The organism is Variovorax sp. V213 (assembly GCF_041154455.1).
Lineage (GTDB): Bacteria > Pseudomonadota > Gammaproteobacteria > Burkholderiales > Burkholderiaceae_C > Variovorax.
Genome location: NZ_AP028664.1, coordinates 3,785,942 through 3,812,107, shown reverse-complemented (window position 1 = coordinate 3,812,107; position 26,166 = coordinate 3,785,942). Strand labels below are relative to the sequence as shown.

General features: G+C 68.8%; 14 protein-coding genes and 1 pseudogene. 8 read left to right on the top strand and 7 right to left on the bottom strand.

All coding sequences use genetic code 11. From position 1 onward, the window contains the following. Window positions 1–6 precede the first annotated feature (6 nt). From ACAM55_RS18160 to ACAM55_RS18150, 3 genes are read left to right on the top strand one after another with little or no spacing between them, the layout of a single operon-like run. Complete coding sequence (locus ACAM55_RS18160; protein WP_369652876.1) at window positions 7–1,107, top strand: sensor histidine kinase; 1,101 nt, start codon at window positions 7–9, stop codon at window positions 1,105–1,107. Then, complete coding sequence (locus ACAM55_RS18155; protein ID WP_369652875.1) at window positions 1,104–1,850, top strand: LytR/AlgR family response regulator transcription factor; 747 nt, start codon at window positions 1,104–1,106, stop codon at window positions 1,848–1,850. The genes ACAM55_RS18160 and ACAM55_RS18155 overlap by 4 nt, the downstream gene beginning before the upstream one ends. Beyond that, window positions 1,847–3,109: an AI-2E family transporter gene (locus ACAM55_RS18150; protein WP_369652874.1), complete on the top strand. Its 1,263-nt coding sequence runs from the start codon at window positions 1,847–1,849 to the stop codon at window positions 3,107–3,109. The genes ACAM55_RS18155 and ACAM55_RS18150 overlap by 4 nt, the downstream gene beginning before the upstream one ends. Before the next feature lie 41 nt (window positions 3,110–3,150). On the opposite strand, the gene ACAM55_RS18145 is transcribed toward ACAM55_RS18150, so the two are convergent. Next, entirely contained in the window at window positions 3,151–3,675 is a 525-nt protein-coding gene (locus tag ACAM55_RS18145) for an N-acetyltransferase family protein (protein WP_369652873.1), read from the bottom strand. A gap of 48 nt (window positions 3,676–3,723) precedes the next feature. Here ACAM55_RS18145 and ACAM55_RS18140 point away from each other — a divergent pair, with 48 nt between their 5' ends. Continuing rightward, window positions 3,724–4,671, top strand: coding sequence for a LysR family transcriptional regulator (locus ACAM55_RS18140; RefSeq protein ID WP_369652872.1), 948 nt, complete (start codon window positions 3,724–3,726; stop codon window positions 4,669–4,671). Here ACAM55_RS18140 and ACAM55_RS18135 read toward each other — a convergent pair. From ACAM55_RS18135 to ppc, 5 genes are all read right to left on the bottom strand, one after another. After that, the gene (locus tag ACAM55_RS18135; protein WP_369652871.1) at window positions 4,652–5,899 is read right to left on the bottom strand and encodes an MFS transporter; all 1,248 of its coding nucleotides are present in this window, start codon (window positions 5,897–5,899) and stop codon (window positions 4,652–4,654) included. The genes ACAM55_RS18140 and ACAM55_RS18135 overlap by 20 nt on opposite strands. A gap of 170 nt (window positions 5,900–6,069) precedes the next feature. Next, complete coding sequence (locus tag ACAM55_RS18130; protein ID WP_369652870.1) at window positions 6,070–6,615, bottom strand: hypothetical protein; 546 nt, start codon at window positions 6,613–6,615, stop codon at window positions 6,070–6,072. A gap of 24 nt (window positions 6,616–6,639) precedes the next feature. Beyond that, window positions 6,640–14,817 (bottom strand): glucoamylase family protein, encoded by an 8,178-nt coding sequence (locus tag ACAM55_RS18125; RefSeq protein ID WP_369652869.1) that lies wholly within the window; start codon window positions 14,815–14,817, stop codon window positions 6,640–6,642. A 94-nt stretch (window positions 14,818–14,911) separates the two neighbouring features. Next, entirely contained in the window at window positions 14,912–15,130 is a 219-nt protein-coding gene (locus tag ACAM55_RS18120; RefSeq protein WP_369652868.1) for a hypothetical protein, read from the bottom strand. 184 nt (window positions 15,131–15,314) lie between these two features. Beyond that, window positions 15,315–18,161 carry a phosphoenolpyruvate carboxylase gene (gene ppc / locus ACAM55_RS18115; RefSeq protein ID WP_369652867.1) on the bottom strand — a complete coding sequence of 949 codons (2,847 nt, stop codon included), beginning with the start codon at window positions 18,159–18,161 and terminating at the stop codon, window positions 15,315–15,317. A gap of 83 nt (window positions 18,162–18,244) precedes the next feature. Here ppc and hemC point away from each other — a divergent pair, with 83 nt between their 5' ends. The 4 genes from hemC to ACAM55_RS18095 are packed head-to-tail and all read left to right on the top strand — an operon-like array spanning window position 18,245 to window position 22,352. After that, window positions 18,245–19,171, top strand: coding sequence for a hydroxymethylbilane synthase (gene hemC / locus ACAM55_RS18110; protein WP_369652866.1), 927 nt, complete (start codon window positions 18,245–18,247; stop codon window positions 19,169–19,171). Window positions 19,172–19,190: 19 nt separating this feature from the next. Next, on the top strand, window positions 19,191–19,979 hold the full coding sequence (locus ACAM55_RS18105; RefSeq protein ID WP_369652865.1) for a uroporphyrinogen-III synthase: 789 nt from the start codon (window positions 19,191–19,193) through the stop codon (window positions 19,977–19,979). Next, complete coding sequence (locus tag ACAM55_RS18100) at window positions 19,976–21,067, top strand: uroporphyrinogen-III C-methyltransferase (protein ID WP_369652864.1); 1,092 nt, start codon at window positions 19,976–19,978, stop codon at window positions 21,065–21,067. Before ACAM55_RS18105 ends, ACAM55_RS18100 begins: the two co-directional genes overlap by 4 nt. Before the next feature lies 1 nt (window position 21,068). Then, complete coding sequence (locus ACAM55_RS18095; protein ID WP_369652863.1) at window positions 21,069–22,352, top strand: heme biosynthesis protein HemY; 1,284 nt, start codon at window positions 21,069–21,071, stop codon at window positions 22,350–22,352. Between the two features lie 133 nt (window positions 22,353–22,485). Here ACAM55_RS18095 and ACAM55_RS18090 read toward each other — a convergent pair. Continuing rightward, window positions 22,486–25,721, bottom strand: a pseudogene (locus ACAM55_RS18090) (Rne/Rng family ribonuclease). Window positions 25,722–26,166: the final 445 nt, after the last annotated feature.

Below are 26,166 nucleotides of genomic sequence, written 5' to 3'. Positions count from 1 at the left end.
GCAATAATGGGTTGGTTACCCAATGTATCTGTGATGCGCAACCCGGCGATTTTATCGGCCACCTCCACCTCCCCGCCTCCGGCCCCGCCGGAAAGAGGGCGTTTGCCCGCGCGCGGCAGCCCCGGGCTGTTCGACGCCTGCCAGATCGGGGTGGTTTTGCGCACGGTGCTCTTCGTGGAAGCGCTGGTCGCGACCGCCACGCTGTTCGTGTCTTCCTCCCCCGCGGGATGGCTGGTGCAGACCGCCACCGTCACGGGCGGCGCCTTGCCTGCCACCTTGCTGTGGCTGGTGGCCGCCTGCGGGCTCAAGAAGCCGCTCGGGCGCCTGCCCCGGCAGGCGCAGTACGCGGCCGGTGCCGCGCTCGGTGCCGTGTCCTCGCTTTACGGCTGCGGGCTGCTGCGGCTCACCGGCGTTCTTGGCACGGCGCCGTGGCTCGCCAGCGCCGTGGCGGGCGCCTTCATTGCGGGCCTGGTCATGGCCGCGATGGTGCTGCGGGCGCGCGGCCAGACGCCGGCCGCCATGACGGCCCGGCTGGAGGAGTTGCAGTCGCGCATCCAGCCGCACTTTCTGTTCAACACGCTCAACAGCGCCATTGCCCTGGTGCGCGAGGAGCCGGCCAAGGCCGAGACCATGCTGGAAGACCTGGCCGAGCTGTTTCGCCAGGCGCTGGCCGACCCGGGCGAATCCGGCACGCTGGCCGACGAAATCGCGCTGGCCGAGCGCTACCTGGCCATCGAGCAGGTGCGTTTCGGCGACCGCCTGCGCATCCGCTGGGACCTCGATGCCGCCGCCAGCAACGCCCGGCTGCCGCCGCTGCTGCTGCAGCCGCTGGTGGAAAACGCCATCAAGCACGGCGTGGAGCCCAGCCCCGAAGGCGCCAAGCTGCGCATCCGCACCGAGCGCCGCGGCAGCGTGGTGGTGATCGAAGTGGTCAACAGCCTGCCGCCCCTGCGCTGGGCCGACGAGCCCCTGCCGCGCGGCCACGGCATTGCGCTGGCCAACGTGCGCGACCGGTTGCGGCTGCTGCACGACATGCAGATGCAGTTCAGCGCCGGCATGGACCAGAAGAACTACCGCGTACGTATTGCCATTCCCGCCGAACCATGACTCTCAAGACCCTGATCGTCGACGACGAAGCCCTGGCCCGCTCGCGCCTGCGAACCCTGCTGCGCGACTGCCGGTCGCCCGGTGCCGAGGTGGTGGCCGAGGCCGCGCAGGGCGCCGAGGCGCTGCAGCACCTGGAGAGCATGGCGCTCGACCTGGTGCTGCTCGACGTGCACATGCCCGGCGTCGACGGCATCGAAGTGGCGCGCGCCCTGCGCAGCCAGGCCGATGCGCCGGCCGTGGTGTTCGTGACCGCCCATGCGACCCATGCGGTGACGGCTTTCGACCTCGACGCGGTCGACTACCTCACCAAGCCGGTGCGGGCCGAGCGCCTGCAGCAGGCGCTGCAGAAGGCCGAGCGCTTTCTCAAGGAGCGGCGCGCGCTGCAGGCCAACGCCCTGCAGGAAAGCGTGCTCATCCAGGACCGCGGCCGCGCCGAGCGGGTGCCGCTGTCCGAGGTGCTCTACCTGAAATCGGAGTACAAGTACCTCACGGTACGCACCGCCTCGCGCAGCCACATCCTGGACGGTTCGCTGAATGAATTCGAGGAGCGGTATCCGGGACGCTTCCTGCGGGTGCACCGCAATGCCCTGGTGGCACGCTCGGCCATCCGCGCGCTCGAGAAATACGACGACGGGGAAGACGCCGAAGGCTGGGCGCTGCGGCTCGACGCGATCCCCGAACCCGTCGCGGTGTCGCGGCGGCAACTGGCTGCAGTGCGCGAAGTGCTGAAGGAGCCGCGATGAGCGACGAAAAGAAAACGGCCGACGAGGCCCCGGCGGCGCAGGAACCTCCACAGGCCGTGGAGCCTCCGCCGGAGCAGCCCCTCCAGCCCGTGCCGGAGCCGCCGCGGGAAGCCAGCGCCCCGGAAGCGGAAGCGGAGCCCGAGCCAGAGCCCGAACGCGTGCTGCTGCACATGCCGGTGGACGTGCGCAGCGCATCGCTGGCGGTGCTCGCCGTGCTGGCCAGCGTCTTCGCGCTGCAATGGGGCCAGGCCGTGTTCATCCCGCTGATGCTGAGCCTGTTGCTGACCTACGCGCTGTCGCCGCTGGTCGAGCGGCTGCACCGCTGGAGGCTGCCGCGCTGGATCGGCGCAGCGGTGATCCTTGCCGGGCTGTTCGGCGGCCTGGGCTGGACCGGCTACTCGCTCTCGGGCAGCGCCGCGCAACTGGTCGACTCGCTGCCCATCGCGGCCCAGAAACTGGGGCAGGCCATGCGCAGGAGCAAGGGCGCCAGCGCCACGCCGCTCGAAAGCGTGCAGCAGGCGGCAGCGCAACTTGAAAAGGCGGCCGAGGAAAACTCCGCGCGCGTCGCGGCCCGCAAGGGCGTGGCGCGCGTCGTCATCGAGCGGCCGTCCTTCAATGTGCGCGACTATCTTCTGAGCGGCACCGTCGGCCTGGTGGCGGCGATGGGGCAGCTCACGCTGGTCGCCTTCCTGACCTACTTCGCGCTGTGTTCCGGCGACACCTTCCGGCGCAAGCTGATCAAGATCACCGGGCCGAGCCTGCAGAAGAAAAAGGTCACCGTGCATGTGCTCGACGACATCACCCGCAACATCGAGCGCTACCTGCTGGTGCAAATCCTGATCAGCGCGCTGGTGGGCGTGACGACGGGCGTCGCCTTCTGGGCCATCGGAGTCGAGAACGCCGCCGTGTGGGGAATCATCGCGGGCGTGACCAACCTCATCCCCTACATCGGCTCGGTGATCGTGCTGGTGGCTGCGGGGCTGGTGGCCTTCCTGCAGTTCAACAGCCTGGAGATGGGCATTTTGGTGGGCGGCGTGTCGCTCGCCATCCACACGCTGATCGGCAACCTGCTGTTGCCCTGGCTCACCAGCCGCACCAGCCGGATGAACCCGGTGGCCGTGTTCGTCGGCGTGATCTTCTGGGGCTGGCTGTGGGGAGTCTGGGGGCTGCTGCTGGGCATTCCCATCACCATGGTGATCAAGTCGATCTGCGACCGGGTCGAAGACCTGCAGCCGATTGGCGAGTTGCTGGGGGAGTAGGCCGGTCCCGGCGCGTCAGCCAGCCGCGCCCGGGCGGCGGCTCAGCGCAGCGCACGTTGCATGAGCACGGTATCGACCCACTGCCCGAACTTGAAGCCGACGTTGCGCAGCACGCCCACCGTCTCGAAGCCGAGGCGCTGGTGCACACGCTGCGAACCGGCGTTGGCGCTGTTTCCGACCACCGCCACCATCTGCGTGAAGCCGCCGTCGGTGCAGCGGCGGATTACCTCCTGGAGCAACGCCTTGCCGATGCCGTGGCCCTGCATGTCTCTTGCGACGTAGATCGAATCTTCCACCGTGTGGCGATAGGCCGAGCGGCTGCGGTAGGGGCTCGCATAGGCATAGCCGACCACCTCGCCATCCTTGATGGCCACCAGATAGGGAAGGCCGTGCGCAAGCACGCCGGCGCGCCGTGATTGCATCTGCGGGGCGGTGGGCACCTCTTCCTCGAAGGAGCACAGGTCGTGCAGCACGTAGTGGCTGTAGATGGCCTGCACGGCCGGCATGTGGTGCGGTCCGGCATCGAGGATTTCAAGGGTGGCGGAAGCAAGAGTGGGTGAGAGCATGCGCCGATCTTGACGCTGCGGCATCGATAAGTGAAGCTTCGTTGAACTATGCAAAGCATAAGAAATACTTTGGAAAAGACACTCAACCTCGACCAGCTGAAATCGTTCGGGCTGGTGATCGAAACCGGCAGCTTCTCGGCCGCGGCCGAGCGGCTCGGCCTCACGCAGCCCGCGGTGAGCCTGCAGATCCGCCAGCTGGAGCGCAAGCTGGCGGTGCGCCTGGTCGAACGGGTCGGCAAGCGCGCCAAAGCCACGCCGGCCGGTGCCGAACTGCTGCGGCACATCCACCACATCGAGACGGCGGTGGAGAACGCCATCGACGCACTGGCCGACCACGCCAGCGGCGTGACGGGCCGGGTCCGGCTTGGCACCGGCGCAACGGCCTGCCTTTATTTCTTGCCGGCCCTGCTGCGCGGCCTGCGCGAGCAGTTTCCGGCGCTCGGCATCGTGGTGAGCACCGGCAACACCGACGACCACGTGCGCAGGGTGGAAGAAAACAGCATCGACCTTGCACTGGTCACGCTGCCGGCCGCGGGGCGCTCGCTGAGCGTGGTGCCGGTGCTCGACGACGAATTCGTCGCCATCGGCCGCAGCGATCTCGCGCCGCTGAAGGCGCGCGTGGCGCCCGCCGAACTGGCCGCCTTGTCGCTGGTGCTGTTCGAGCCCGCGGCCAATACGCGCAAGCTGGTCGACCGCTGGTTCGCGGCCGAAGGCTTGCAGCCGCAGCCCGTCATGGAGCTGGGCAGCGTCGAGGCCATGAAGGAGATGGTGGCCGCGGGGCTGGGCTACGGCATCGTGCCGCGCATGGCCATGGCGGGCCGCGGGGCCCACCCTGGCTTGAAGATCAGCCAGCTGAACCCGCGCATGCACCGCACGCTGGCCGTGGTCATCCGGCGCGACAAGCCGGTCAACAAGGCCCTGCGCGTGGTGCTCGACGCGATCGTCGCTGCCGGCAGGAAGGCCAAGGCCGGTCCGGTTACCGGGCCGAAGAAGTAGCCAGCGCCGCACCGCCGCGAGCGCGGCCCAGCGTGGCGACGATGAGTGCGGCAATCAGCACCAGCACACCGCTGAGCACCATCGCGCTCGAGATGCCGTAGTTGTCGACCGTGATGCCGCCGATCAGCGCGCCGGATGCAATCGCCACCTGGAAGCCGCTCACGAGCAGGGCCTGGCCGGCTTCGGGTGCATCGGGCACCGCCTCCATCATCCAGCCCGTGAGCGCTACCGGGATCAGGCCGAAGGCCACGCCCCAGATGAAGACCACGACCGCGCCGGCCGCGAAGCCGCTGCCGATCACCGTGGACAGCAGCAGCGCCGTCGCAAGCATCAGCGCCGCCAGCAGGGTGGTGCCGCGCACGCTGCGGGCCATCAGGCTGCCGCCGATGAAGGTGCCGATGAAGCCCACCGCGCCGTACATCAGCAGCAGCGTGGAGACCGAGTTCGGCGCCAGCCCGAACACCTGCTGCAGCAGCGGCTTCAGGTAGGTGTAGGCCGCGAAGTGGCCGGCAATGAAGAACAGCACCGCGAGCAGGCCGACCTGGGCCATGCGCCGCGTCAACGGCGTGAGCAGGTCGCGCGCGCCGATGGCGCGCACCGGCGGTATCGCAGGCAGCAGCCACAGCTGCACCACCAGCACCAGGGCCGCTAGCGCGCCCGTCACCGCGAAGGAAGCGCGCCAGCCGAACAGCGTGCCGAGGAACGAGCCCGCGGGCACGCCGAGCACCGTGGCGGCGGAGACGCCCGCCAGCACCAGCGACATGGCCCGCGCCTTCGAGGCGTCTGGCACCAGCTGCGTGGCCGCGGCCGGCGCAAAGGTCCAGAAGCCGCCGACGCACAGGCCGAGCATCAGGCGCGCGACCAGCATGGTGGCAAAGTTGGGCGCAAAGGCGGCGAGCAGATTCGAGGCGATCAGAAGCGTGGTGAGCGCGATCAGCACGGTGCGGCGGTCGAGGCGGCCCGAGGCGACGATCAGCGCCGGCCCCGCGAAGGCGGCCAGCACGCCGGGCATGGTGATCATCAGGCCGGCGGTGCCGTCGGACACGTGGAGGCCGCGCGCGATGTCGGTCAAGAGGCCGATGGGCATGAACTCGGTCGACACCATCGCGAAGGTGCCCACGGCAATCGAGCCGACGGCCAGCCAGGCGGAACGGGTTGAGCGGGTGACCTCGGCCGGCTCGTGCACGAGATCGTCGACGCAGGGGTTGCTGCTGGGTGAATTCATCATGGGAAGGAGGTCCTGGGATCGCGTCGGCGAAGTGCATGCCGACACGGTGTTGCGAAAGGCCATCCAGTGTCCAAGCGGATGGGCCCGTCACAAAGGGGCTCGCCAGCAGTTGTCAGTTTCCCCAGGGCGAACAATCGACCCTTTTGCCTGTCCCCGCTCGTCTCGATCCGCTAGACAGGGGGTGCGCGGAGCTGCAGCACGCGGCCGTCGGCAATGAAAGAGTCGCCCACCAGCACACGAAAGGCCTCACCTTCGGAGAAGTGCGCTTTTGCCGTGTCCGGCGTCAGCAATTCGACGTCGAGCGCATGTGGCGTTCCCCGCTCGAGCACTTCGCCCTGCGGCACGAACCATCGCGCGGAGAAGCCCTGGTTGCCCACCACCAGCGCACAGCGGTATTCCCCCGCGGAAAGCGGCACGTTGTGCGAAAGCAGTGCCGTCGGACGCAGCGTGAGCTCGATTCGAAGATGCGGCGTGAACGCGCCCGCCGCATCGAAGCTCACGGGCTCCGCCGGCGGCGTGCGCCGCGGCAGCTTGCCGATGAGCCAGCCAATGACGTTGCCGATGATGGGCACCCACAACACCATCAGCAGCGTGCCGATGTCGCGCGTGGTCGACCCGCGCTGCGCGTAGTGGCGCACGAGCGCGCCCGCGATCGCCACGCACAGCAGGATGATGACGATGAGTTTGCGGCGGGACTGGATGGTGGTCATGGACATGCAGCTGGAATCGGCCCGCGGACCTTAACCCACCCGCAGCACGGCATCCGCCGGCAGCGCCTGCCAGTCGATCCATTCACCGATGGCGGCGTGGTGCGTCGGCGTCGCAGCTGCATCCGGCACTCCCCATTGCAGCGTCAAGCGCCGTGGTCCGAGCCGCAGCGCCATCTCGAACCCCGGCCAGTGCGCGGGCACGCGCGGCGTCAGCGAGAGCTCGCGGCCCTTCACGCACAGGCCCAGCAGGGTTTCGACCGCGGCGCGGTGCAGCCATGCGGCCGAGCCGGTGTACCAGCTCCAGCCACCGCGGCCGACATACGGCGCGGCACTGTAGATGTCGCCGGCCATCACGTAGGGCTCCAGCTCGTAGGCGGGCCCGCGCTCCGGATGCGCGGCGCGATGGGCGGGGCTCAGGCCTTCGAAGCTTTGCCATGCCGCTTCGTGGTCGCCCTGGAGCGCCTGCGCCATCAGCGCCCACACGGCGCCGTGCGAATACTGCCCGCCGTTCTCGCGTACGCCGGGCGGGTAGGCCTGGATGTAGCCCGGGTTGTTGGCGGAGTGGGCGAAGGGCGGTGCCAGCAGGCGGAGCAGGCCGGCCGGCTCGTCGTGCAGATGCTTCCTGATGGCGGCCATCGCCGGGCCGGTGTGGGCGTCGTCCGATGCGCCCGAGAGCACCGACCAGGCCTGCGCGATCAGGTCGATGCGGCACTCGTCGTTGGCCGACGAACCGAGCGGCGCACCGTTGTCGAAGAAGGCGCGGCGGAACCAGGCGCCGTCCCAGCCAGCGTCGTGCAGCGCCGCGATCCAGCCGCGCCGCGCCTCGTTCCAGCGCGCGGCCCGACCGTGCTCGCCGCGTGCCTGCGCAATCGGCGCGAACTGCTCGACCACGCTGCACAGGAACCATGCGAGCCAGACCGATTCGCCGCGGCCTTCGTGGCCGACCCGGTTCATGCCGTCGTTCCAGTCGCCGGTGCCCATCAGCGGCAGGCCGTGCACGCCGGTTGCCAGGCTGCGGTCGATGGCCAGCGCGCCGTGCTCGAACACGCTGGCCGTGCGGCCGCTGTGCTGTGGCACGTAGTAGGCGTCTTCGGCGCCCTCGGGAATCGCGGGGCCTTCGATGAACGGGGCCGCGTGGTCGAGCAGCGCTGCATCGCCGGTCACCTCGACGTAGTGCGCGGTCGCAAAGGGAAGCCACAGCAGGTCGTCCGAAAAATGCGTGCGCACGCCGGCACCGCCAGGCATGTGCCACCAGTGCTGCACGTCGCCTTCGGGAAACTGGCGCGCCGCATTGACCAGGATCTGCGCGCGCAACCGCGATGGGTCGGTGAGCGCAAAGGCCATCGCGTCCTGAAGCTGGTCGCGAAAGCCGAAAGCGCCCCCGGCCTGGTAGAAACCGGCTTTCGACCACAGCCGGCAGGCCAGCGTCTGGTAGACGAGCCAGCGGTTGACCATGGCGTCGAACAGCGGATCGGGCGTGCGCACCTGCAGGCGGCCCAGCAACTCGTCCCAGAACCCGGCCGCCGCAGCCAGGGCTTGGGGCACATCGCGCTGACCCCATTGGCGGGCGAGCGCCAGCGCCGCATCGGCATTGTCGGCGTGGCCGAGCACGAAGCTGAAATCGGCGGTGTCGCCCGCACCGACGACGAATTCGCCGTCGATGGCCGCGCAGGCATCGAGCCCGCCGCCAGCGCGCCGCGCCAGCGTGTCGGGCACTTCGACGATGCCGTGTCCGGCAAAGAACTCGCTGCGCTCGCAGGTCCATTGCATGGCGCCCGGCGACCCGGCCAGCAGCAGGAAGGCCGTGCTGCCCCCAAAGCCCGTGCTCGATTCACGCTGCTGGCCGAACACCACTGGCAGGTCTTCGGGCTTCCAGCAATGAATGGTCCGCCGGTCGCCGCGCGCGGCGCCGAGTTGCCACTCGACCATGCCGAGGGCGCGCAGGCGCCGTTGGCCGGAGCCCTCGTTGCGCACGCGCACGTGCACCACCTTGACGGCGTCGTCGCGGTCCGCGAAGAAGGTGGTTTCGAGGGCCAGGTTCTGTTGACGGCATTCGAAGACCGTGTAGCCCTGGCCATGCCGCACGCGGTGGCGCACCTCATCCCCATGCCTCGCACCCTGGCCGGCCGGCGTGAGCGGCAGCAGGGCGCGCGAGGCGAGGTCTTGCAAGAGGTAGTGCTCGAAGGCCGGGTCTTGCACCGGATCGTTCGACCATGGCGTGACCTGGTGCATGCGGCTGTTGCCGGCCCAGGTGAAGCCGGTGCCCCATTCGGACACCTGGAAGCCGAAACCGGCGTTGGCGATCACATTGATCCAGGGGCGCGGTGTGCGGTGGCCGGCATCGATCTCGAAGCGGAACTCGCCGCTTTCGGTATCGAAGCCCCCGGTGGGCACTTCCGCCGAAGGAACTCCCGTCGGCCGTGCGAGCAAGGCAACGCGCGATGATGCCGCAGGAAACTCGGCGCCCGTTCCGGCGTCGACCCGCGCTTCGTGGAGCGCCGCCACCTGCATTTCGAGCGAGCGCCCATCGGCAGTGAACACCACGCGCGCCAGCTTGGACAGCGCAGCCTTCTCGGAAGGCGCCACCTCGTGGTCGCGCAGCAGGTAGAAGCCCGCCGTGTCGTTGCGCGGAAAACTGTTCTGGGTCTGGTGCGCGACGCGCAGGCGCAGGGCTTCGATCTCGCGCTGCAACGGCATCAGGTAGGAGCTTGGCTCGCTGTTGAGCACCACCAGGTCGCAGGCCACGCCGCCAAAGCCCCACCACGGCTGCGCGCGCAGCAGCGCGTTGATGAGCCCCATGCCGTTCATCGAATGGATGGCGACCAGCACGATCGGCTTGTCGCCCGAGATGCCGAAGCGCCAGATCTGGCGCAGGTCGATCAGCCCGCGGTCCTTCATCACGCGCGGCGTGGTGTAGGTGAGGATGGTCGTCAGGTCTTGCAGCGCGAAGGTCTGCGCGGGCGCGATGCTCAGGTCGCGCAACCGCACCTGCGCCAGCGTGGCGGCCATGCGCATCGCGCGCTCGACGTGCATCGGCTCCAGGTAGCGGTCGATGCTGGGCATCAGTGCCTCGATGCTTTCGTCCGCGGCGGTCGCAAAGCTCAGGTGCGCGGTGGCCCCCGGTGCGATCGACAGGCGCACGCGAAGGCACGCGATGGGATCGAGGCCGTTCACCGGTGTTCCGTCTGCCGCCAGCGGCTGCGGATCGAGCGCGGGGCTCGCGAGCGAACGGTTGCGGCCGATGAACGCGCGCCGGTCGGTCATGCAGTCGATCGAAAGCACATGGGCATCGACCGAGGCGAGGAAGTGCGCGGCGGCCACCACCGGGTCGCCATGCAGGCGCGGCTTGCGCGTCATCAGCAGCGCGCGCCACGCGGGTTCCCAGCGCGATTCGACGAACAGGTTGGCGAAGGCCGGATGCGCCTCGTCGGCCTTGGGATACGACAGCACCGGCTCGAAGTAGGAGAGGAGCTCCAGCGTGCGGGTCTCCTCGCCGGCGTTGTGCAGCGTGATGTTGCGCAGCTCGGTGTCGTCTTCGGGGCTGATCAGCACCGTGGTGCGCACGTGCAAGCCGTCGCCGGCCGCATCGAACTGCACCTGCTCGGCAAGAAAGCGGGTGCGGTAGCTCCAGCCGGCGCCGGGCGCGGGCAGGGCGGTGAGCGAGACGAGCTCCTGCTGCCCTTCGTCGCGCAGGAAGAAGAAGGTGCCATGGCTGTCGCGCAGGGGATCGTCGCGCCAGCGGGTCACGTTGAACGCGTGCCAGCGGCTGACACCTGCGCCGTTGGCACGCAGGGCCACCGTGTAGCGCCCGTTCGACAGCAGGTGCGTGGGCTGGAAGCCGGACGCCGTCGGGTCCACCGCGCGGGGCTGGAACAGCGGCGCCAGTTCGGCCGGGCCGGGCTCGGGCGGTGTGCGTGGATCGGCACTGCCGATGATCTGCCGCGGCGTGCGTTCGTGCAGCAGAGATTCGTGCGCCTGCACCAGCGCGGCACTGCCGAACCAGCGCCGCGGCGCCTCGGCGCGCAGCACGTGGCACAGCGCCACGAGCGACATGCCCTGGTGGTGCGCCATGAAGTTGCGCACCACGGTGAAGTCCTGGCCTTCGGCCTGGCGCGAGGTGGTGAAGTCCAGCGCATCATGGAAGCCGAATTCGCCCCGCGCGCCAAGTGATTCGAGCAGTTCCAGGTTGACCACCGCCGCGGCCGGTGCAAGCACGGCGGCCATGGCGCTCGCATAGGGCGCCACCACGCGGTCGGTGGGGGGCGTGCGGCGCAGTGCGAGGCGCGGCACGCCGAAGGGCGAGTACTGGAAGGCCAGCGAATGGTCCTGCGCGAAGTAGGCCGACTCCGAAATGCCCCACGGCAGGCTCTGCGAACGGCCGAAAGCCTGCTGCTCGGCAATGGCCGCGGTGTTGGCCACCTGCAGCAGGCCGTCGGCGGGCTCGGACATCACGAGCGCGGGCATCAGGTATTCGAACATCGAGCCGGACCACGACTTGAGGCCGGGCTGGTAACCCACCAGCAGGAACGGCCGGCCCAGCGCCATCCAGTGGCGCCGGGGCACGTCGCCCTTGGCAATGGCCAGGAAGCTCAGCAAGCGCGCTTCGGAGGCCAGCAGGTCGTAGTAGCTCGCGTCGAGCACGTTCTCCTCGACGCGCAGGCCGATGTGGAACAGGTGCCGCTTGGGGTCGTAGAGGCCGCTGAAATCCATGCCGGCGTGCAGCGCGTCGCAGCGCCGTGCCAGCGCTTCCAGTGCGGGTTCTTCGTGGCTCTGGCAGCCTTCCGCGGCGAAGGCGCGGCAGGCCTGGGCCACGGCCACCAGATGGCCCGCGAAGTTGCCGCTATCCACGCTGGACACATAGGCCGGCGGCAGCAGGCGCAGGGTCTGCGTGTCGTACCAGTTGAAGAGATGGCCCTCGTGCTTCTGCATGCGATCGATGGTGTCGAGCGTGGCGGTGATTCGCGCCAGCAGCGCCGCGGTGTCGAGCCAGCCGAACTCGCGCGCGCAGCACGTCGCCAGCAGGTACATGCCGATGTTGGTCGGCGAGGTGCGGTGGGCGATGGTCGGCTGCGGCTCGAGCTGCAGGTTGTCGGGCGGCAGGTGGTTGTCGTCCGGACCGACCACGTGCTCGAAGAACCGCCAGGTGTCCTGTGCCAGTTTTTCGAGGTAGCCGCGTTGTTCGGCGCTCAACGGATCGGGCACGTCCGGATCGACGCGGCTGCTCCACCAGGCCGCGAACGGCGCCAGCGCCCAGGCCACGAACAGAAGAGGCCCGGCCACCGGGTAGGCGCTCCAGCGCGCCGCCACCACCGCCAGTGCCAGGCAGAGCACGCTGCCGAGCGCCGCGCTGCGCAGGAAGGGCGGCAGCCGCTGGCTCGACTGGGCCTGCGCCTGCGCGGTCGTGGTCCATTGGAGCAAATGCTTGCGGCTGACAGTCAGCCGCCATGTCGCCAGGAACATCGCATCGAGCAGCAGGCGCGTGTGCGCCGCCAGTTGAACGAACTGCCAGGCCGCGCCCGCCATGGCGCGCAGCAGCTCGACGGCACCGACGTCGAAGAAGTGGCGCAGCTCGATGGCGCGGCGCGTCGGCACCAGTCCGGCCAATGCGCCGAGCAGCGGCCCCAGTGTGAGCGCCGAAGCGACCGCGGCAAGCGCCCATCCGAGCGGCATGGCCTGCGTGAAGATCACCAGCACCAGCAGCGCGAAAGAGGTGGGCACCACCAGCGAGCGGCGCAGGTTGTCACCCATCTTCCAGAGTCCGAGTGCGTCGATGCCGAAGCGCCTGGCGCGCCATATCAGCGGCAGCAGCTGCCAGTCGCCGCGCACCCAGCGGTGCACGCGCGATGCGGCCACGCCCGCGTGGTGAGGGTGGTCCTCGATCAGCACCACGTCGCTCACCATCGCGCAGCGCGCGACCGTGCCTTCGAGCAGGTCGTGGCTCAGCACCGCGCCTTCGGGCAGGCGGCGATCGAGCGTGGTGTGCACAGCGCGCACATTCAGCAGGCCCTTGCCGGTGAAGGAGCCGCTGCCGAACACGTCCTGGTAGATGTCGGACGCGCCGCTGCCGTAGGGGTCGAGCCCGCACTGTCCGGCAAACATCCAGTGGAAGAGCGAGCGCTCGTTGCGCATCGGAAACGGCGTCACGATGCGCGGCTGGAGGATGCCGAAGCCCGCGACCACGCGCCGGCTTTGCGCGTCGATCTCGGGCGCGTTGAGCGGGTGGGCGGCAATCGACACCAGATCGCGCAGCGCGCCGGGCGGCAGGCCGGTGTCGCTGTCGAGTGTCAGCACATAGGGCGTTCGTCCCGGCGCCAGCCGTTGGCCCGGCGCGAGTGGCAGAAAGCCGCTGGCATCGCCCGTTGCCAGGAGGCGCATCAGCATTTCGATCTTGCCGCGCTTGCGCTCCCAGCCCATCCAGCGTTCTTCGGTGCCGCTCCAGCTGCGTGGGCGGTGCAGCAGCAAGAAGCGTGAGGCCGCGCCTGCGGCCGCCGGATATTTCGCGTTGAGGGCTGCGATGCGCGCAATGGCATCGTCGAGCAGTGGTGCGTCGTCCGGCAGCGAGGCCTGCACAGCGTCGGCCCAGTCGGTCAGCAGCGCGAACTGTGCGTGCTCCTCGCGGTTGGCAAGCCAGTGCAGTTCGAGCCGATGGGCGAGCTGCGCGGTGTTCGCGGGCGAACTCAGCAGCGTGGGAATGACGACGAGCACTCGGTGCCGTTCGGGAATGCCGGCCGGGAAGTCGAGCCGCGGCAAGGCCTGCACCCGCACCGACTCGGCCATGATGCGCTGCGCCAGGGCGATCAACGCCTCCGAGAGCGGCCATGCGAGCAGCGCTATTGCTGCAACGGTGCTCCAGCCACGAGGGGGCGGCAGGCCGTTCGCCACCGCCGCCAGCAGCCACACGGTGCCCAGCACGATGGAGAGCACATAGGCAGGCAGGCGCCAGCTGCGGAGGCTGGGCAGCGGCCAGATTCCTGCAGGCCGGCGGGCGTGGCCCGTCGCGGCGTCGGATTGCAGCACCGCGATCAGCGCGGCGCGCCCCTGGCCGAACATGTAGTAGCCGGTGGTGCCGTCGGCGCGGTCGGTATCCGCGTGTGCATCCTCGGCCGGCGCGGCGGCCGCGAGCCGCACCACGGCCTGCGCTACCTCGCGCTCGGAGCGGCCGCTGTCGCGCGCAACCCGCTCCATCGCGTGCGTGATCTGCTGGCGCGTGAGCTCGCTTTCGGCCGCGAAGCTCGGCAGCTCGCGCAGCACGCGCAGCGAGCGGCTGACGGGTTCGATCAGGTCGCTCCACTCGACCTGGCCGATCATGCGCAGCGTGGTAATGATGTTGCCGACGGTGAGGTTGGCCGCGGCTTCTGCGTTCTGCGCTTCGCCAATCAGTGCCGGCCCGTTGGGGCAGTGCTGCTCGGTCCATTGCACCAGCGCAGTCATGTTCTCGCCATGCTCCACCGGCAGGCGCTGCCAGAGCTGCGTGATGTAGGCATCCTGCAGGTTGTGGCTTTGCAATGCGCGATACAGCGCGTCCAGGTCTTGCGTCGACAGATGCGGCGCCGCATCCCAGACCGCATGGGCTATCTCGCGCGCAACCTTGTTCTCCGCAATGCTCTCGGCCACGCGGCGCAGGTTTTCGAGCAGCACCACGCGCAAAGTGGTGGGCAGCGCCCAGAGCTCGCCGAGCGTGAGCTCGTCGATGTCCTGGTAGGCATTGAGAAAGGCAGTGAACAGCGTCTCGTTGAGCACGCTGTCGGTGTGGGCCACATAGGCCCACGCGATGCCGTAGACGCGCGGCAGCCCCGCGAGCGGCGGCGTGGCGAGCTTCGGCAGGCGCGCGTAATAGCTGCGCGGCACGCCGTCGTGGATCTGCTGGAGCTGGGCTTCCACCAGGTGGAAGTTGTCGAGCAGCCATTCGGCCGCGGGCGACACATACCGCCCGCTCTGCGAAATGAGCGCGATGTAGTCGAAAGCATTGCGCAGCGATTCGAGGTTCTCGTCGACGCGTGGAAAAAAGGGCGCGCCTTCGCGCGCGCGGCGGGGGTCGACTTCGACGACCTGGGCCCGGGCCAGGCTATGGCCGTGCTGTTCGAAGCGCTGGGCGCCGAAGAGTTCGGCGCGGATCGGCTGCGCCACCGGATCATGCGGCGCGAGGAGCAGCGCGCGCGCGTACGGGCTGAGATCTGCGAGTCGATCAACGACAAAGGCGGCGCTCATTGCGCCGCCTTTGTGTGGAATTCGAATGGCATGCTGCCTGCTTGTCCCCTCGCGGGGGGAGTTGCAGCCCGGATCGGGTCAGGGACGGCCACCCTCAGGCGATGGCGAAGAGCCCGATGCCGAAAGCTGCCGCAACGCAGGCCATCGTGACGATCCGGCCCGCAGCGAGTGCACGCACCCGCTGCATGTGGCTTCGCATCGAGAACCATCGCCCGTGGGCACGTGCGCAGTGGCGCATGTGGGAGGCCAGCGCCTCGAAATCGTTAGTGACGAAATCGATCTGCGAATGGGTGAGGGACTGCGGGGTGGACATTGCAACGGGCTCCTGAATACGACTCGAGCTGCCGCGCGATTGCGAGAGATAGCGAGAAACTTTGAACGTTCCCGACCCTACTCTCTTAATTGACCTTACGGATTGCTATTCAGCAATTGTTTGCGTAGGAAAAGGCGTACAAGACGCCCTTTCCTGGTCTGTTCCTCGATCGATCCGGACGCCGTCAGCCGGTGTTGCGCAAGCCGGCCGCGACCCCGTTGATGGAGATGTGGATGCCCCGTTGCAGCCGCTCGCCGCCTTCGCCCGCGCGATAGCGCCGCATCAGCTCGACCTGCAGGTGATGCAGCGGGTCGATGTACGGAAAGCGGTGGCGCACGGAGCGCTGCATCTCGGCATTGCCCTCGAGCCTTTGCTTGGCGCCGGTGATGAGGGTGAGCGCGTCGGAGGTGCGGTGCCATTCGGTGTCGATCATCGAGAACACCTTCTGACGCAGCTTGCGATCGGTCACGAGTTCGGCGTAGCGCGAGGCCAGCGCGAGGTCGCTCTTGGCAAGCACCATGTCCATGTTGGAGAGCAGGGTGCGAAAGAACGGCCACTGCGCATACATGCGGCGCAGCAGCGCGAGGCGTTCCTTGCGCGCAGCCGGCGTTTCGGCCGACGCCAGGAACTGTTCCACGCCCGAGCCGAAGCCGAACCAGCCGGGAATGGTGAGCCGGCATTGGCCCCAGCTGAAGCTCCACGGCACGGCGCGCAGGTCGTCGATCTTGTGGCTCGGGTTGCGCGAAGCGGGACGTGAGCCGATGTTGAGTTCGGCAATCTCGCGGATCGGCGTGGAGCCGAAGAAGTAATCGCCGAAGCCCGGGGTTTCGTAGACCAGCCTGCGGTAGGCCGCCATGCTTGCGGTCGAAAGCTCCCCGGCTGCCGAAAGGAATGTGGCAGGCGCCGACTTGGCCTGCGGCAGCAGCGTGGCTTCGAGCGTGGCGGCGACCAGCGTCTCGAGGTTGCGCCGGCCGATCTCGCGATTCGCGTACTTCGAGCCGATGACTTCGCCCTGCTCGGTGAGGCGGATCTGGCCGCGCACCGTGCCGGGGGGCTGCGCGAGGATCGCCTGGTAGCTCGGGCCGCCGCCGCGCCCCACCGTGCCGCCGCGGCCGTGGAACATGCGCAAGCGGATCGGATTGGTTTTCTTCTTCTTGTTGAGCTCGTCGAACAGCGCCACCAGCGCGATGCCGGCGCGGTAGAGCTCCCAGTTGCTGGTGAAGATGCCGCCGTCCTTGTTGCTGTCGCTGTAGCCGAGCATCACGTCCTGTTCGGCGCCCGAGCGCTCGATCAGCGCCTGGATGTTCGGCAGCGCATAGAAGGCGCGCACGATGGGCGCGGCGTTGCGCAGGTCTTCGATGGTTTCGAACAGCGGCACCACGATCAGGTCGCAGGTCGCGTTGCTGTCCATCTTGCCGCGCAACAGGCCCACTTCCTTTTGCAGCAGCAGCGCTTCGAGCAGGTCGCTCACCGTTTCGGTGTGGCTGATGATGTAGTGGCGGATGGCCGCCGCACCGTATCGCGCACGCGCGATGCGCGCGGCCGCGAAGATCGCGAGTTCGCTCTTCGCGAGCGGCGAGTATTCGGCATCGGGCACGCGCAGCGGACGCGCATCGTCGAGCAGCTTGAGCAGCAGCGTCTGCTTGGCCTCTTCGGCCAGCGAGGCGTACGCGGGCTCGATGCGCGCGGTGGCCAGCAGCTCGGCGATCACGGCCTCGTGCTTGTCCGAACTCTGGCGCAGGTCGACCGTGGCCAGGTGGAAACCGAACACCTCCACCGCGCGAATCAGCGGCCGCAGGCGCGGTGCGGCCAGCACGGTGCCGTGCTTCTCGGCGAGCGACTGTTCCACGGTGTGAAGATCGGCCAGAAACTCCTCGGCCCGGGTGTAGGGGTTTTGCGGCGGCACGGCATGGCGCGCGGCCTCGCCGCCAGCCAAGTCGCGCAGCGTGGCCGCGAGGCGCGCATACACCCCGGTGAGTGCGCGGCGGTAGGGCTCGTCCTTGCGGTGTTCGCTGGTGTCCGGCGAGCGTTCGGCCAGCGCCTGCATCTCGACCGACACGTCCACCAGCGTGGCGGAAAGCGAGAGTTCGCTGCCGAGGTAATGCACTTCGGTGAGGTAATGGCGCAGTGCCAGTTCGGCCTGGCGGCGCAGAGCGTATTCGAGCGTTTCGGCCGTGACGTTGGGATTGCCGTCGCGGTCACCGCCGATCCACTGGCCCATGCGCAGGAAGGGTGCCACCGAAGGCACGGTACCGCCCTGGCCGAGCGCCTTTTCGAGATCGGCGTAGACGCGCGGAATTTCGCGCAGGAACGTGGCTTCGTAGTAGCTCAGCGCGTTCTCGATCTCGTCGGCCACGGTGAGCTTGGAGAAGCGCAACAGGCGCGTCTGCCAGATCTGCGTGACGCGGATGCGCATCTGCGTTTCGTTCTCGGCGAATTCGAGCGGCGAGAGCGCGTCCTTGGCCGCAGCGTAGGCGCTCTGGCGCAGCTTGATTTCGTCGCGCGCGGTGAGCAGCTGCGCAATGGCGCGCTCGGCATCGAGGATGCTCTTGCGCTGCACTTCGGTCGGGTGCGCGGTCAGCACCGGCGACACATAACTGCGCGCCAGCGAAGCCACCACCTCGTCGGGCTTGATGCCGGCCTTGCGGATGCGCGCGAGGGCCGTCTGCAGATCGCCGTCGGCGCTTTCGCCGGCACGCTCGGCCTCGGTGCGGCGGCGGATCTGGTGACGGTCTTCCGCCAGGTTGGCCAGGTGGCTGAAATAGGTGAAGGCGCGAATCACGCGCACTGTCTCGGCTGCGCTGAGACCCTTGAGCAGGTTCTTCAGCGCGCGGTCGGCGGCATGGTCGGCATCGCGGCGGAAGGACACCGACAGCGTGCGAATCTTCTCGACCAGTGCATAGCTCTCCTCGCCCTCCTGTTCGCGGATCACGTCGCCGAGGATCCGGCCCAACAGCCGGATGTCGTCGATCAGCGGCTGGTCCTCGGCTTGGCGGCGCTTGGGCGGGGCAGGGGTCTTGCTGGCTTTCATTCGATGTTGTTCCTGGGGACTTGAATGGGTGCGCCGCCTGCGTTGCTGCGGCGCAACATGCTAGCATTCCGGAGGTCTGAAACTTGTACTTTTTGGGAGCGGTCTTGAGCAATATCGTGATCGCCACGCGCGAAAGCCGGCTGGCCCTGTGGCAAGCCGAACACGTGCAAGCGCTGCTGCAAGAAAAAGGCCACGCGGTCAGCCTGCTGGGCATGACCACGCGTGGCGACCAGATCCTCGACAAATCGCTCAGCAAGGTGGGCGGCAAGGGCCTCTTCGTGAAGGAGCTCGAGCTCGCGCTCGAGGAAGGCCGTGCCGACATCGCGGTGCATTCGCTCAAGGACGTGCCAATGGATCTGCCCGAGGGCTTTGTGCTGGCCTGCGTGCTGGAGCGCGAAGATCCGCGCGACGCATTGGTGTCGCCGCGTTATGCCTCACTGGACGAGCTACCCCAGGGGGCTGTCGTCGGCACCTCCAGCCTGCGGCGCGTGGTGCTGTTGCGCGCCCTGCGGCCCGACCTGCGCATCGGCCCGCTGCGCGGCAATCTCGACACCCGCCTGCGCAAGCTCGACGAAGGCCAGTACGACGCCATCGTGCTCGCGGCGGCCGGGCTCAAGCGGCTCGGCCTCGAAGAGCGCATCCGCGTCGCGTTCGAGCCCGACACCATGCTCCCGGCGGCGGGGCAGGGCGCACTCGGCATCGAGGTACGGGCCGACCGCGCCGATCTGATTGCGCTGCTCGCGTCTCTTTCGCACCGGGGCGATTGGCTGGCCACTGCCGCCGAACGCGCGGTCAGCCGGTCGATGGGCGGAAGCTGCTCCATGCCGCTGGCGGCTCATGCGCGCTGGCAGGCCGACGGCGCATTGCGCATCGATGCTGCGTGGGGCGATCCCGAGGGCAACGTACCGCTGGTGCGGGTTCATGCAGAGGCTGAAGCGGCCGATTTTGCACAGGCCGGCGTGCTCGGAGAGCAGGCTGCCACGCTGCTGCGCGCCGCCGGCGCTCATTGAAGCAGGCGACCCGAGAGACATGGCTGCCGCCAAGCCCGTGATCGTGACGCGGCCGGCGCGCGAGGCCGTGCAGTGGGTGGACGAATTTCGCGCCGCGGGGCTCGAGGCGGCCGCACTGCCTCTGATCGCCATCGAGCCCGCCGTCGACGCCCAGCCGCTCCGGGCAGCCTGGAAGCGCCTGTCGGACTACGCGGCGCTGATGTTCGTGAGCGCCACCGCGGTCGAGCATTTCTTTCTTCACGCGGAAGGCGCAGAAGCAAAGGACGCGATCGCGGCAGGCCTGCGTTTCTGGGCCACCGGTCCGGGCACCGCGCGCGCTCTGCTGCGTGCCGGCGTGCCGGAAGAGGCCATCGATGCGCCTGCGCCCGATGCCGTCCGCTTCGACTCCGAAGCGCTGTGGGACCGGGTGCGAACCCAGGTCTCGGCGGGCGTGCGCGTGCTGATCGTTCGTGGCGGCGACGCGGCCGGCAACCCCAGCGGGCGCGACTGGCTCGCCAACGAAATCGAAGCCGCGCAAGGTTGCCGCGACACCGTGGTCGCCTATCGGCGCCTGCCGCCGTCCTTCGACGAAGCGGCGCGCGCGCTGGCGCGCGAGGGCGCCGCGGGCCGTGCGATCTGGCTGTTCAGCAGCTCCGAAGCCATCGCGAACCTGTGCGATGCCTTGCCCGGCACCCAGTGGCATGCGGCCGGCGCCGTGGCAACCCATGCCCGCATCGCCGAGGCCGCGCGGGCCGCGGGATTCGGCGCGGTGCGGGTGTGCAAGCCGCTGCGTGAGGCAATGATCGCGTCGATAGAATCCTTCACATGAGTGCCGCGTCCCCGTCCGACGACTTCTCCCCCCCATCCGCCACCGCGCCGGTGCCTGCCACGCTGGCGGCACCGCAGTCGCCGGAGTCGCTGGCGGCCGCCGCAACCACACTCTCCCGCATCGGGCTCGGCCTCTTGGCCATCGTGTCCCTGGCGGCCCTGGTGATTGCCATTTCTCTCTGGCAGAAGGTCAGCGGCATGCAGGAGCAGCTGGCGCGCCAGAGCGCGGATGCGCAAGCCCAGTCGCTCGAGGCGCGCACGCTCGCGCGGCAGGCCATCGAGACCGTGCGCGACACCGCGGCGCGTGCCGCCCTCACCGAAACCCGCGTCGCGGAGGTCGCGCTGCAGCGCTCGCAGCTCGAAGAACTGATGCAAAGCCTCTCGCGTTCGCGCGACGAGAACCTGGTGGTCGACATCGAGTCGGCCGTGCGCCTTGCGCTGCAGCAGGCCCAGGTCACGGGCAGCGTGGAGCCCTTGCTTGCGGCCCTCAAGGCCGGCGACCAGCGCATTGCGCGCGCCGCGCAACCCCGGCTTGCGCCGCTGCAGCGTGCCATGCAGCGCGATGCCGACCGCCTGCGCAGCAGCGCCAGTGCCGACAGCGGCGAAGCCCTGCAAAAAATCGACGAGTTGACGCGCAGCGTGGACGACCTGCCGCCGCTCAATGCGGTGGCCACGCGCGGCAACGGTCTCAATGCCTGGCAGCCCGAACCCATTCCGGCCGACGCGCCATGGTGGGAGCGGGCGCTTCTCACGGTGCGCGCCGAAGCGCGGTCGCTGGTGCGGGTCGGGCGCATCGATCGCCCGGAGGCCGTGCTGCTGGCGCCCGACCAGACTTTTTTCCTGCGCGAGAACCTCAAGCTCAAGCTGCTCAATGCGCGCCTCTCTCTGCTGTCGCGGCAGGTGGACGTCGCGCGCAGCGAGCTCGCCACGGTTTCCGCAACGCTGAACCGTTATTTCGATCCGGCGTCACGGCGCACGCAGGCCGCCGCCACGCTGCTGCAGCAACTCCAGGCCCAGGTGAAGACTTCCGAAACTCCGCGCATCGACGACACGCTGGCCGCGCTGGCAACCGCGGCTGCCGGACGTTGATATGAGGGCAGCACTCTGGCTCCTGGCGCTGTTCGCCATTGCGGCGGCGGTGGCCCTGTTCGCCGGCAACAACCAGGGCACGATCACCGTGTTCTGGCCGCCGTGGCGGGTCGATCTTTCGCTCAACCTGGTGCTGGTGATCCTGCTGGCTGCTTTCGTCCTGCTGCATCTTGCGCTGCGTGGCCTGGCGGCGCTGTTCTCGCTGCCGACCCAGGCCCGCCAATGGCGGCTGCAGCAGAAGGAACGCACGCTGCATTCGGCCCTGCTCGATTCGATGGTGCAACTGCTGTCGGGGCGCTTCTCGCGCGCGCGCAAGGCCGCGCAGGCTGCGCTGGTCCAGGAAAAAACGCTCGCGGCCCTCGATGCCAAGCTGCCCCAAGCGCAGCAGGTTCGCGTGCTGTCGCACCTGCTGGCTGCCGAGAGTGCGCAGGCCTTGCAGGACCGGCCGGCGCGCGATGCCCACCTGCAGCAAGCCCTGAACGAAAGCGCTGACCGAACCATGCTGGCCACCCCGGAGACGCGCGAAGGCGTGCAGTTGCGCGCCGCGCGCTGGGCGCTCGAAGACCGCGATCCTGCGGCGGCGCTGGCCCGGCTCGAAGAGCTTCCCCAGGGTGTGCAACGGCGAACCCTTGCCCTGCGTATTCGCTTGAAGGCCGCGCGCCAGGATCGGCGCACGCTCGAAGCGCTGGAAACCGCACGCCTGCTCGCCAAGCACCGCGCGTTTTCCGACGCTGCGGCGCAGAGCATCGTGCGCGGCCTGGCGACCGAGCTGTTGTCCGGTGCACACGACCCGGCGCAACTGCTTCGTGCCTGGACCGAACTCGACGTGGTCGAACGTGAAATGCCCGAGGTGGCGGTTCATGCCGCCCAGCGCATGGTGGCTTTGCGCGGCGACCTGGCACTGGCGCGCGAATGGCTGCTGCCTGCCTGGGAACGCATGGTGTCGCAGCCCCGGGGGCTGGGCGACGCCCTGCGCGTCAAGCTGGCGCGGGCGCTCGAAGCGGGGCTCGATTCAGTGGACGCCGAGTGGCTCGCCCGCATCGAATCGGCCCAGCGAAACAATCCGCGCGACCCCAACCTGCAATACCTCGCGGGCATGGCGTGCATGAAGCGCCAGCTCTGGGGCAAGGCCCAGCAGTTGCTCACCCAGGCCGGCCTGGGCCTGCAGGACACGGACCTCTATCGCCGTGCATGGCTTGCGTTGGCCGAGCTGGCCGAAGCGCGCGGCGATGCCGAGCATGCGGCCGAGGCCTGGAAGCGCGCGGCGCAAATCGAGAAGGTCTGAAGGAAGGGGCTTCGGCCCCGCCTGCGTTGCGGCAGGCATTGGCCGTCCCTGCGTTTTTGCATTCCCCATAAAAAAACGGCGCCAACGATGGCGCCGTTTTCTATTGCGCTCAGGCCCTGGGGCCTGAGCTTCTTCAGTTCACGCCTTGCGCGTCGGACGGCGCCTTTTCGAAAGGCAGCGTCATCGAACCGAGTTCGCGGCGGGTTTCGACCAGCACCAGCGGACCGGCGTCGAGCACGATGGCGGGCGGGCGCTCGCGCGGCACATGCACCGGCTTCGGCTCGGCCGCGATGGCTGCACGGGCCTGCGCAATGCGCTCGGCGTCGGAGTTCACCCACTGCAGGCCCGAACTCTCGGCGATCTGCGCCAGTTCGCCCAGCGGCAGTTCGAAAGGCTGAACCTTCGGCAGTGCGCGGCCATTGGCGGCAGGCTTGCTGCTGATGCTGCTTTCGACCACGATGGGAGCGACGGCGGGCGTTGCGGCAACGGCAACGACAGCGGCTGCTGCGGGCGCCGGCGCCGGCACCGGCACCAGCACCGGCACCGGTGCCGGTGCCGGTGCAGGACGGTCGAAGTAGCTTCGCGGTGCCGGTGCGTATGCTTCTTCGGGCACTGCGGTGCGGGCTTCGGCGTGTTCCGGCTGCTGCCGCACGGGCGCTTCGTTCGCCTCTGCCGATGCGCCAGCCACATTGGCTTCGCTCTCGTCGCGCGGACCGCGTTCGCGGCGGTCGCGGCCATAACGGTCGCGCGAACGACCGCGGCGCTGCTCGTCGCCTTCGCGGCGCGGCGCTTGCGGCTCGTTGCCACCGGTCTCGCCTTCGTTGCCGGACGCGACATCAGCCGGCTCGGCGCCGCGCAGACCCGCTTCGTCGGCAGATGCCGGTGCTTCGCCGTTGGCGAAACGTGGCTGGCCTTCGCCGCGGCGCTCGCGGCGGCCGTCGTTGCGCTCACCACGCGGGCCGCGCTGCTCTTCACGGCCGCCGCGCGGTGCGCGTTCGGCTTGGGTGCCGTCCTGGGCGGCGGCATTGTCGCCACCGGCCGCTTCACGCGGTGCCTCGGCGGCATTGCGTTGGTCGCCGCGTTCGCCGCGGTCAGCACGTTCACCGCGCTCGCCACGTTCCCGGCGTTCGCCGCGGGCGCGGGGCGCGCGTTCCGCGGGTGCATTGCCTTCGTCGCCGGCCGGTGCGTTGGACGCCAGTTGCTGTGCGTCGAGGTTGCCGTCGAGTTCGGCAGCCACCGGCCGAGCCTCGCGGCCTTCGCCTCGCGGCGTTCGCCACGTCCGCCGCGGCGTTGTTCGCCTTCACGCGGACCACGTGCTTCGCGGGGTTCGCGCTGCTCGCGGGGTTCGCGAGGCTGCTGGGCGGCCTCGTTGCGCAGTTCGCTGCTGCGGCCTTCACGGCCTTCGCCGCGGCGCTCGCCACCACGTCCGCCACGGCGTTCGCCGTCGCGGCCACCGGAGCGGCCACCGTTTTCGCTGCGGCCTTCGCCGCCGCGGCCACCGCGGCGCTGCTCGCCATCGCGGGCGCCGCGCGCCTCACCGTCGCGGCCGGAGCGGCCGCCGTCACGGCGCGCGGGCTTCGGAGCCTCGATGGGAATCACGGCCGGTGCGGGGGCCGGTGCCGGCGTGCCGCCGAACCAGCTCTTGAGTCGGGCGAAGAAGCCCATTTCGGCCGGAGCCGGTGCGCTCGCCACGGGCGGCGCGACGGGTGCCGGGGCCACGGCGGGCGCGCGCACGGCCTCGGGCTTGGGCGGCACCACGGGCGCCGGTGCGTCGGGCAGCACGCCCTTGATGACCGGCGTCTGCTTGTTGGTGGGTTCCTGCGAACGGCGCGTGACGGCGGTCGGGTCCTCGATCTCGTCGGCCATCTTGTAGCTGGCTTCGATGTGGTCGAGGCGCGGATCGTCGTGCTTCAGGCGTTCGAGCTTGTAGTTCGGCGTTTCGAGCGTCTTGTTGGGCACCATCAGCACGGTGACGCGCTGCTTGAGCTCGATCTTGGCGATTTCGGGGCGCTTTTCGTTCAGCAGGAACGACGCCACTTCGACCGGCACCTGGACGTGCACGGCGGCCGTGTTGTCCTTCAGGCACTCTTCCTGAATGATGCGCAGGATCTGCAGCGCGCTCGATTCGGTGTCGCGGATGTGGCCCGAGCCGCCGCAGCGGGGGCAGGGGATCGACGAGCCTTCCGAGAGAGCCGGCTTCAGGCGCTGGCGGCTCATTTCCATCAGGCCGAACTTGCTGATCGAGCCGAACTGCACGCGGGCGCGGTCCTGGCGCAGCGCGTCGCGCAGGCGGCTTTCGACTTCGCGGCGGTTTTTCGACTCGTCCATGTCGATGAAGTCGATGACGATCAGGCCGCCCAGGTCGCGCAGGCGCATCTGGCGGGCCACTTCGTCGGCGGCTTCGAGGTTGGTGCGGGTGGCGGTCTCTTCGATGTCGCCGCCCTTGATGGCGCGGGCCGAGTTCACGTCGACCGACACGAGTGCTTCGGTGTGGTCGATCACGATGGCGCCGCCCGAGGGCAGCTGCACGGTGCGCGCATAGGCCGATTCGATCTGGTGCTCGATCTGGAAGCGGCTGAACAGCGCGGCGTCGTCGCGGTAGCGCTTCACGCGGGCGGCATGCTCGGGCATGACGTGGGCCATGAACTGCTGCGCCTGGTCGTAGATGTCGTCGGTGTCGATCAGGATGTCGCCGATGTCGTGATTGAAATAGTCACGGATGGCGCGGATGACGAGCGACGATTCCTGGTAGATCAGGAAGGCGCCCTTGCCGCCCTTGGCGGCGCCGTCGATGGCACTCCAGAGCTTGAGCAGGTAGTTCAGGTCCCACTGGAGTTCGGGCGCCGAGCGGCCGATGCCGGCGGTGCGCGCGATGATGCTCATGCCCTTGGGGTACTCGAGCTGGTCCATCGCCTCCTTGAGTTCGGCGCGGTCGTCGCCCTCGATGCGCCGGCTCACGCCGCCGCCGCGCGGGTTGTTGGGCATCAGCACGACATAGCGGCCGGCCAGCGAGATGAAGGTGGTGAGGGCCGCGCCCTTGTTGCCACGTTCTTCCTTTTCGACCTGGACGACCAGCTCCTGGCCTTCCTTGATGACGTCCTGGATGCGTGCCTGGTTGGCGGAAACGCCTTCGGCAAAGTATTGCTTGGAGATTTCCTTGAACGGCAGGAAGCCGTGGCGGTCTTCGCCGTAGTCGACGAAACAGGCTTCGAGCGAGGGCTCGACGCGCGTCACGACGGCTTTGTAGATGTTGCCCTTGCGCTGTTCGCGCCCTTCGATCTCGATTTCGTAGTCGAGGAGCTTTTGCCCGTCGACGATGGCCAGGCGGCGTTCTTCGGCCTGCGTGGCATTGATCAGCATCCGCTTCATGATGCGTTGTCCTTATATGTATCGTTCTACCGGCCCATGACGGGCCAACGATGCACGGACGACGCCCGCGAAACGAGGGGAATTGCCGCTTGGCCCCGGTTGCTGTCACTGCCGCGACAAGCGCGAACAGGCCTCTTGAGCGTCAGCTCAAGAAGACAGCCGGGGTGGGGGCGCGTGGATGGGCGCGAGCCAGATTCGGTGTTGAGCAGCTATCTTATTGATAGCTGGTTGCGCAATGGTGGCGCGCGGTGCGGATGATTCGATGCCTGAGGCCGCTGGCAGAAGCCAGGTGGGCCAGCGCAGGCACATTTGAATCAGCAGCATCAACACAAGGGACTCGCTTCGATCCGCCGGCAGCTTGGAAGCTGCAGGCTGGGTATTCCGTATCGGTGTTTCGTGGGTGTCGGCTTGACTTGGGTGCAGGGGCTGCCACTTTGCGCAATTG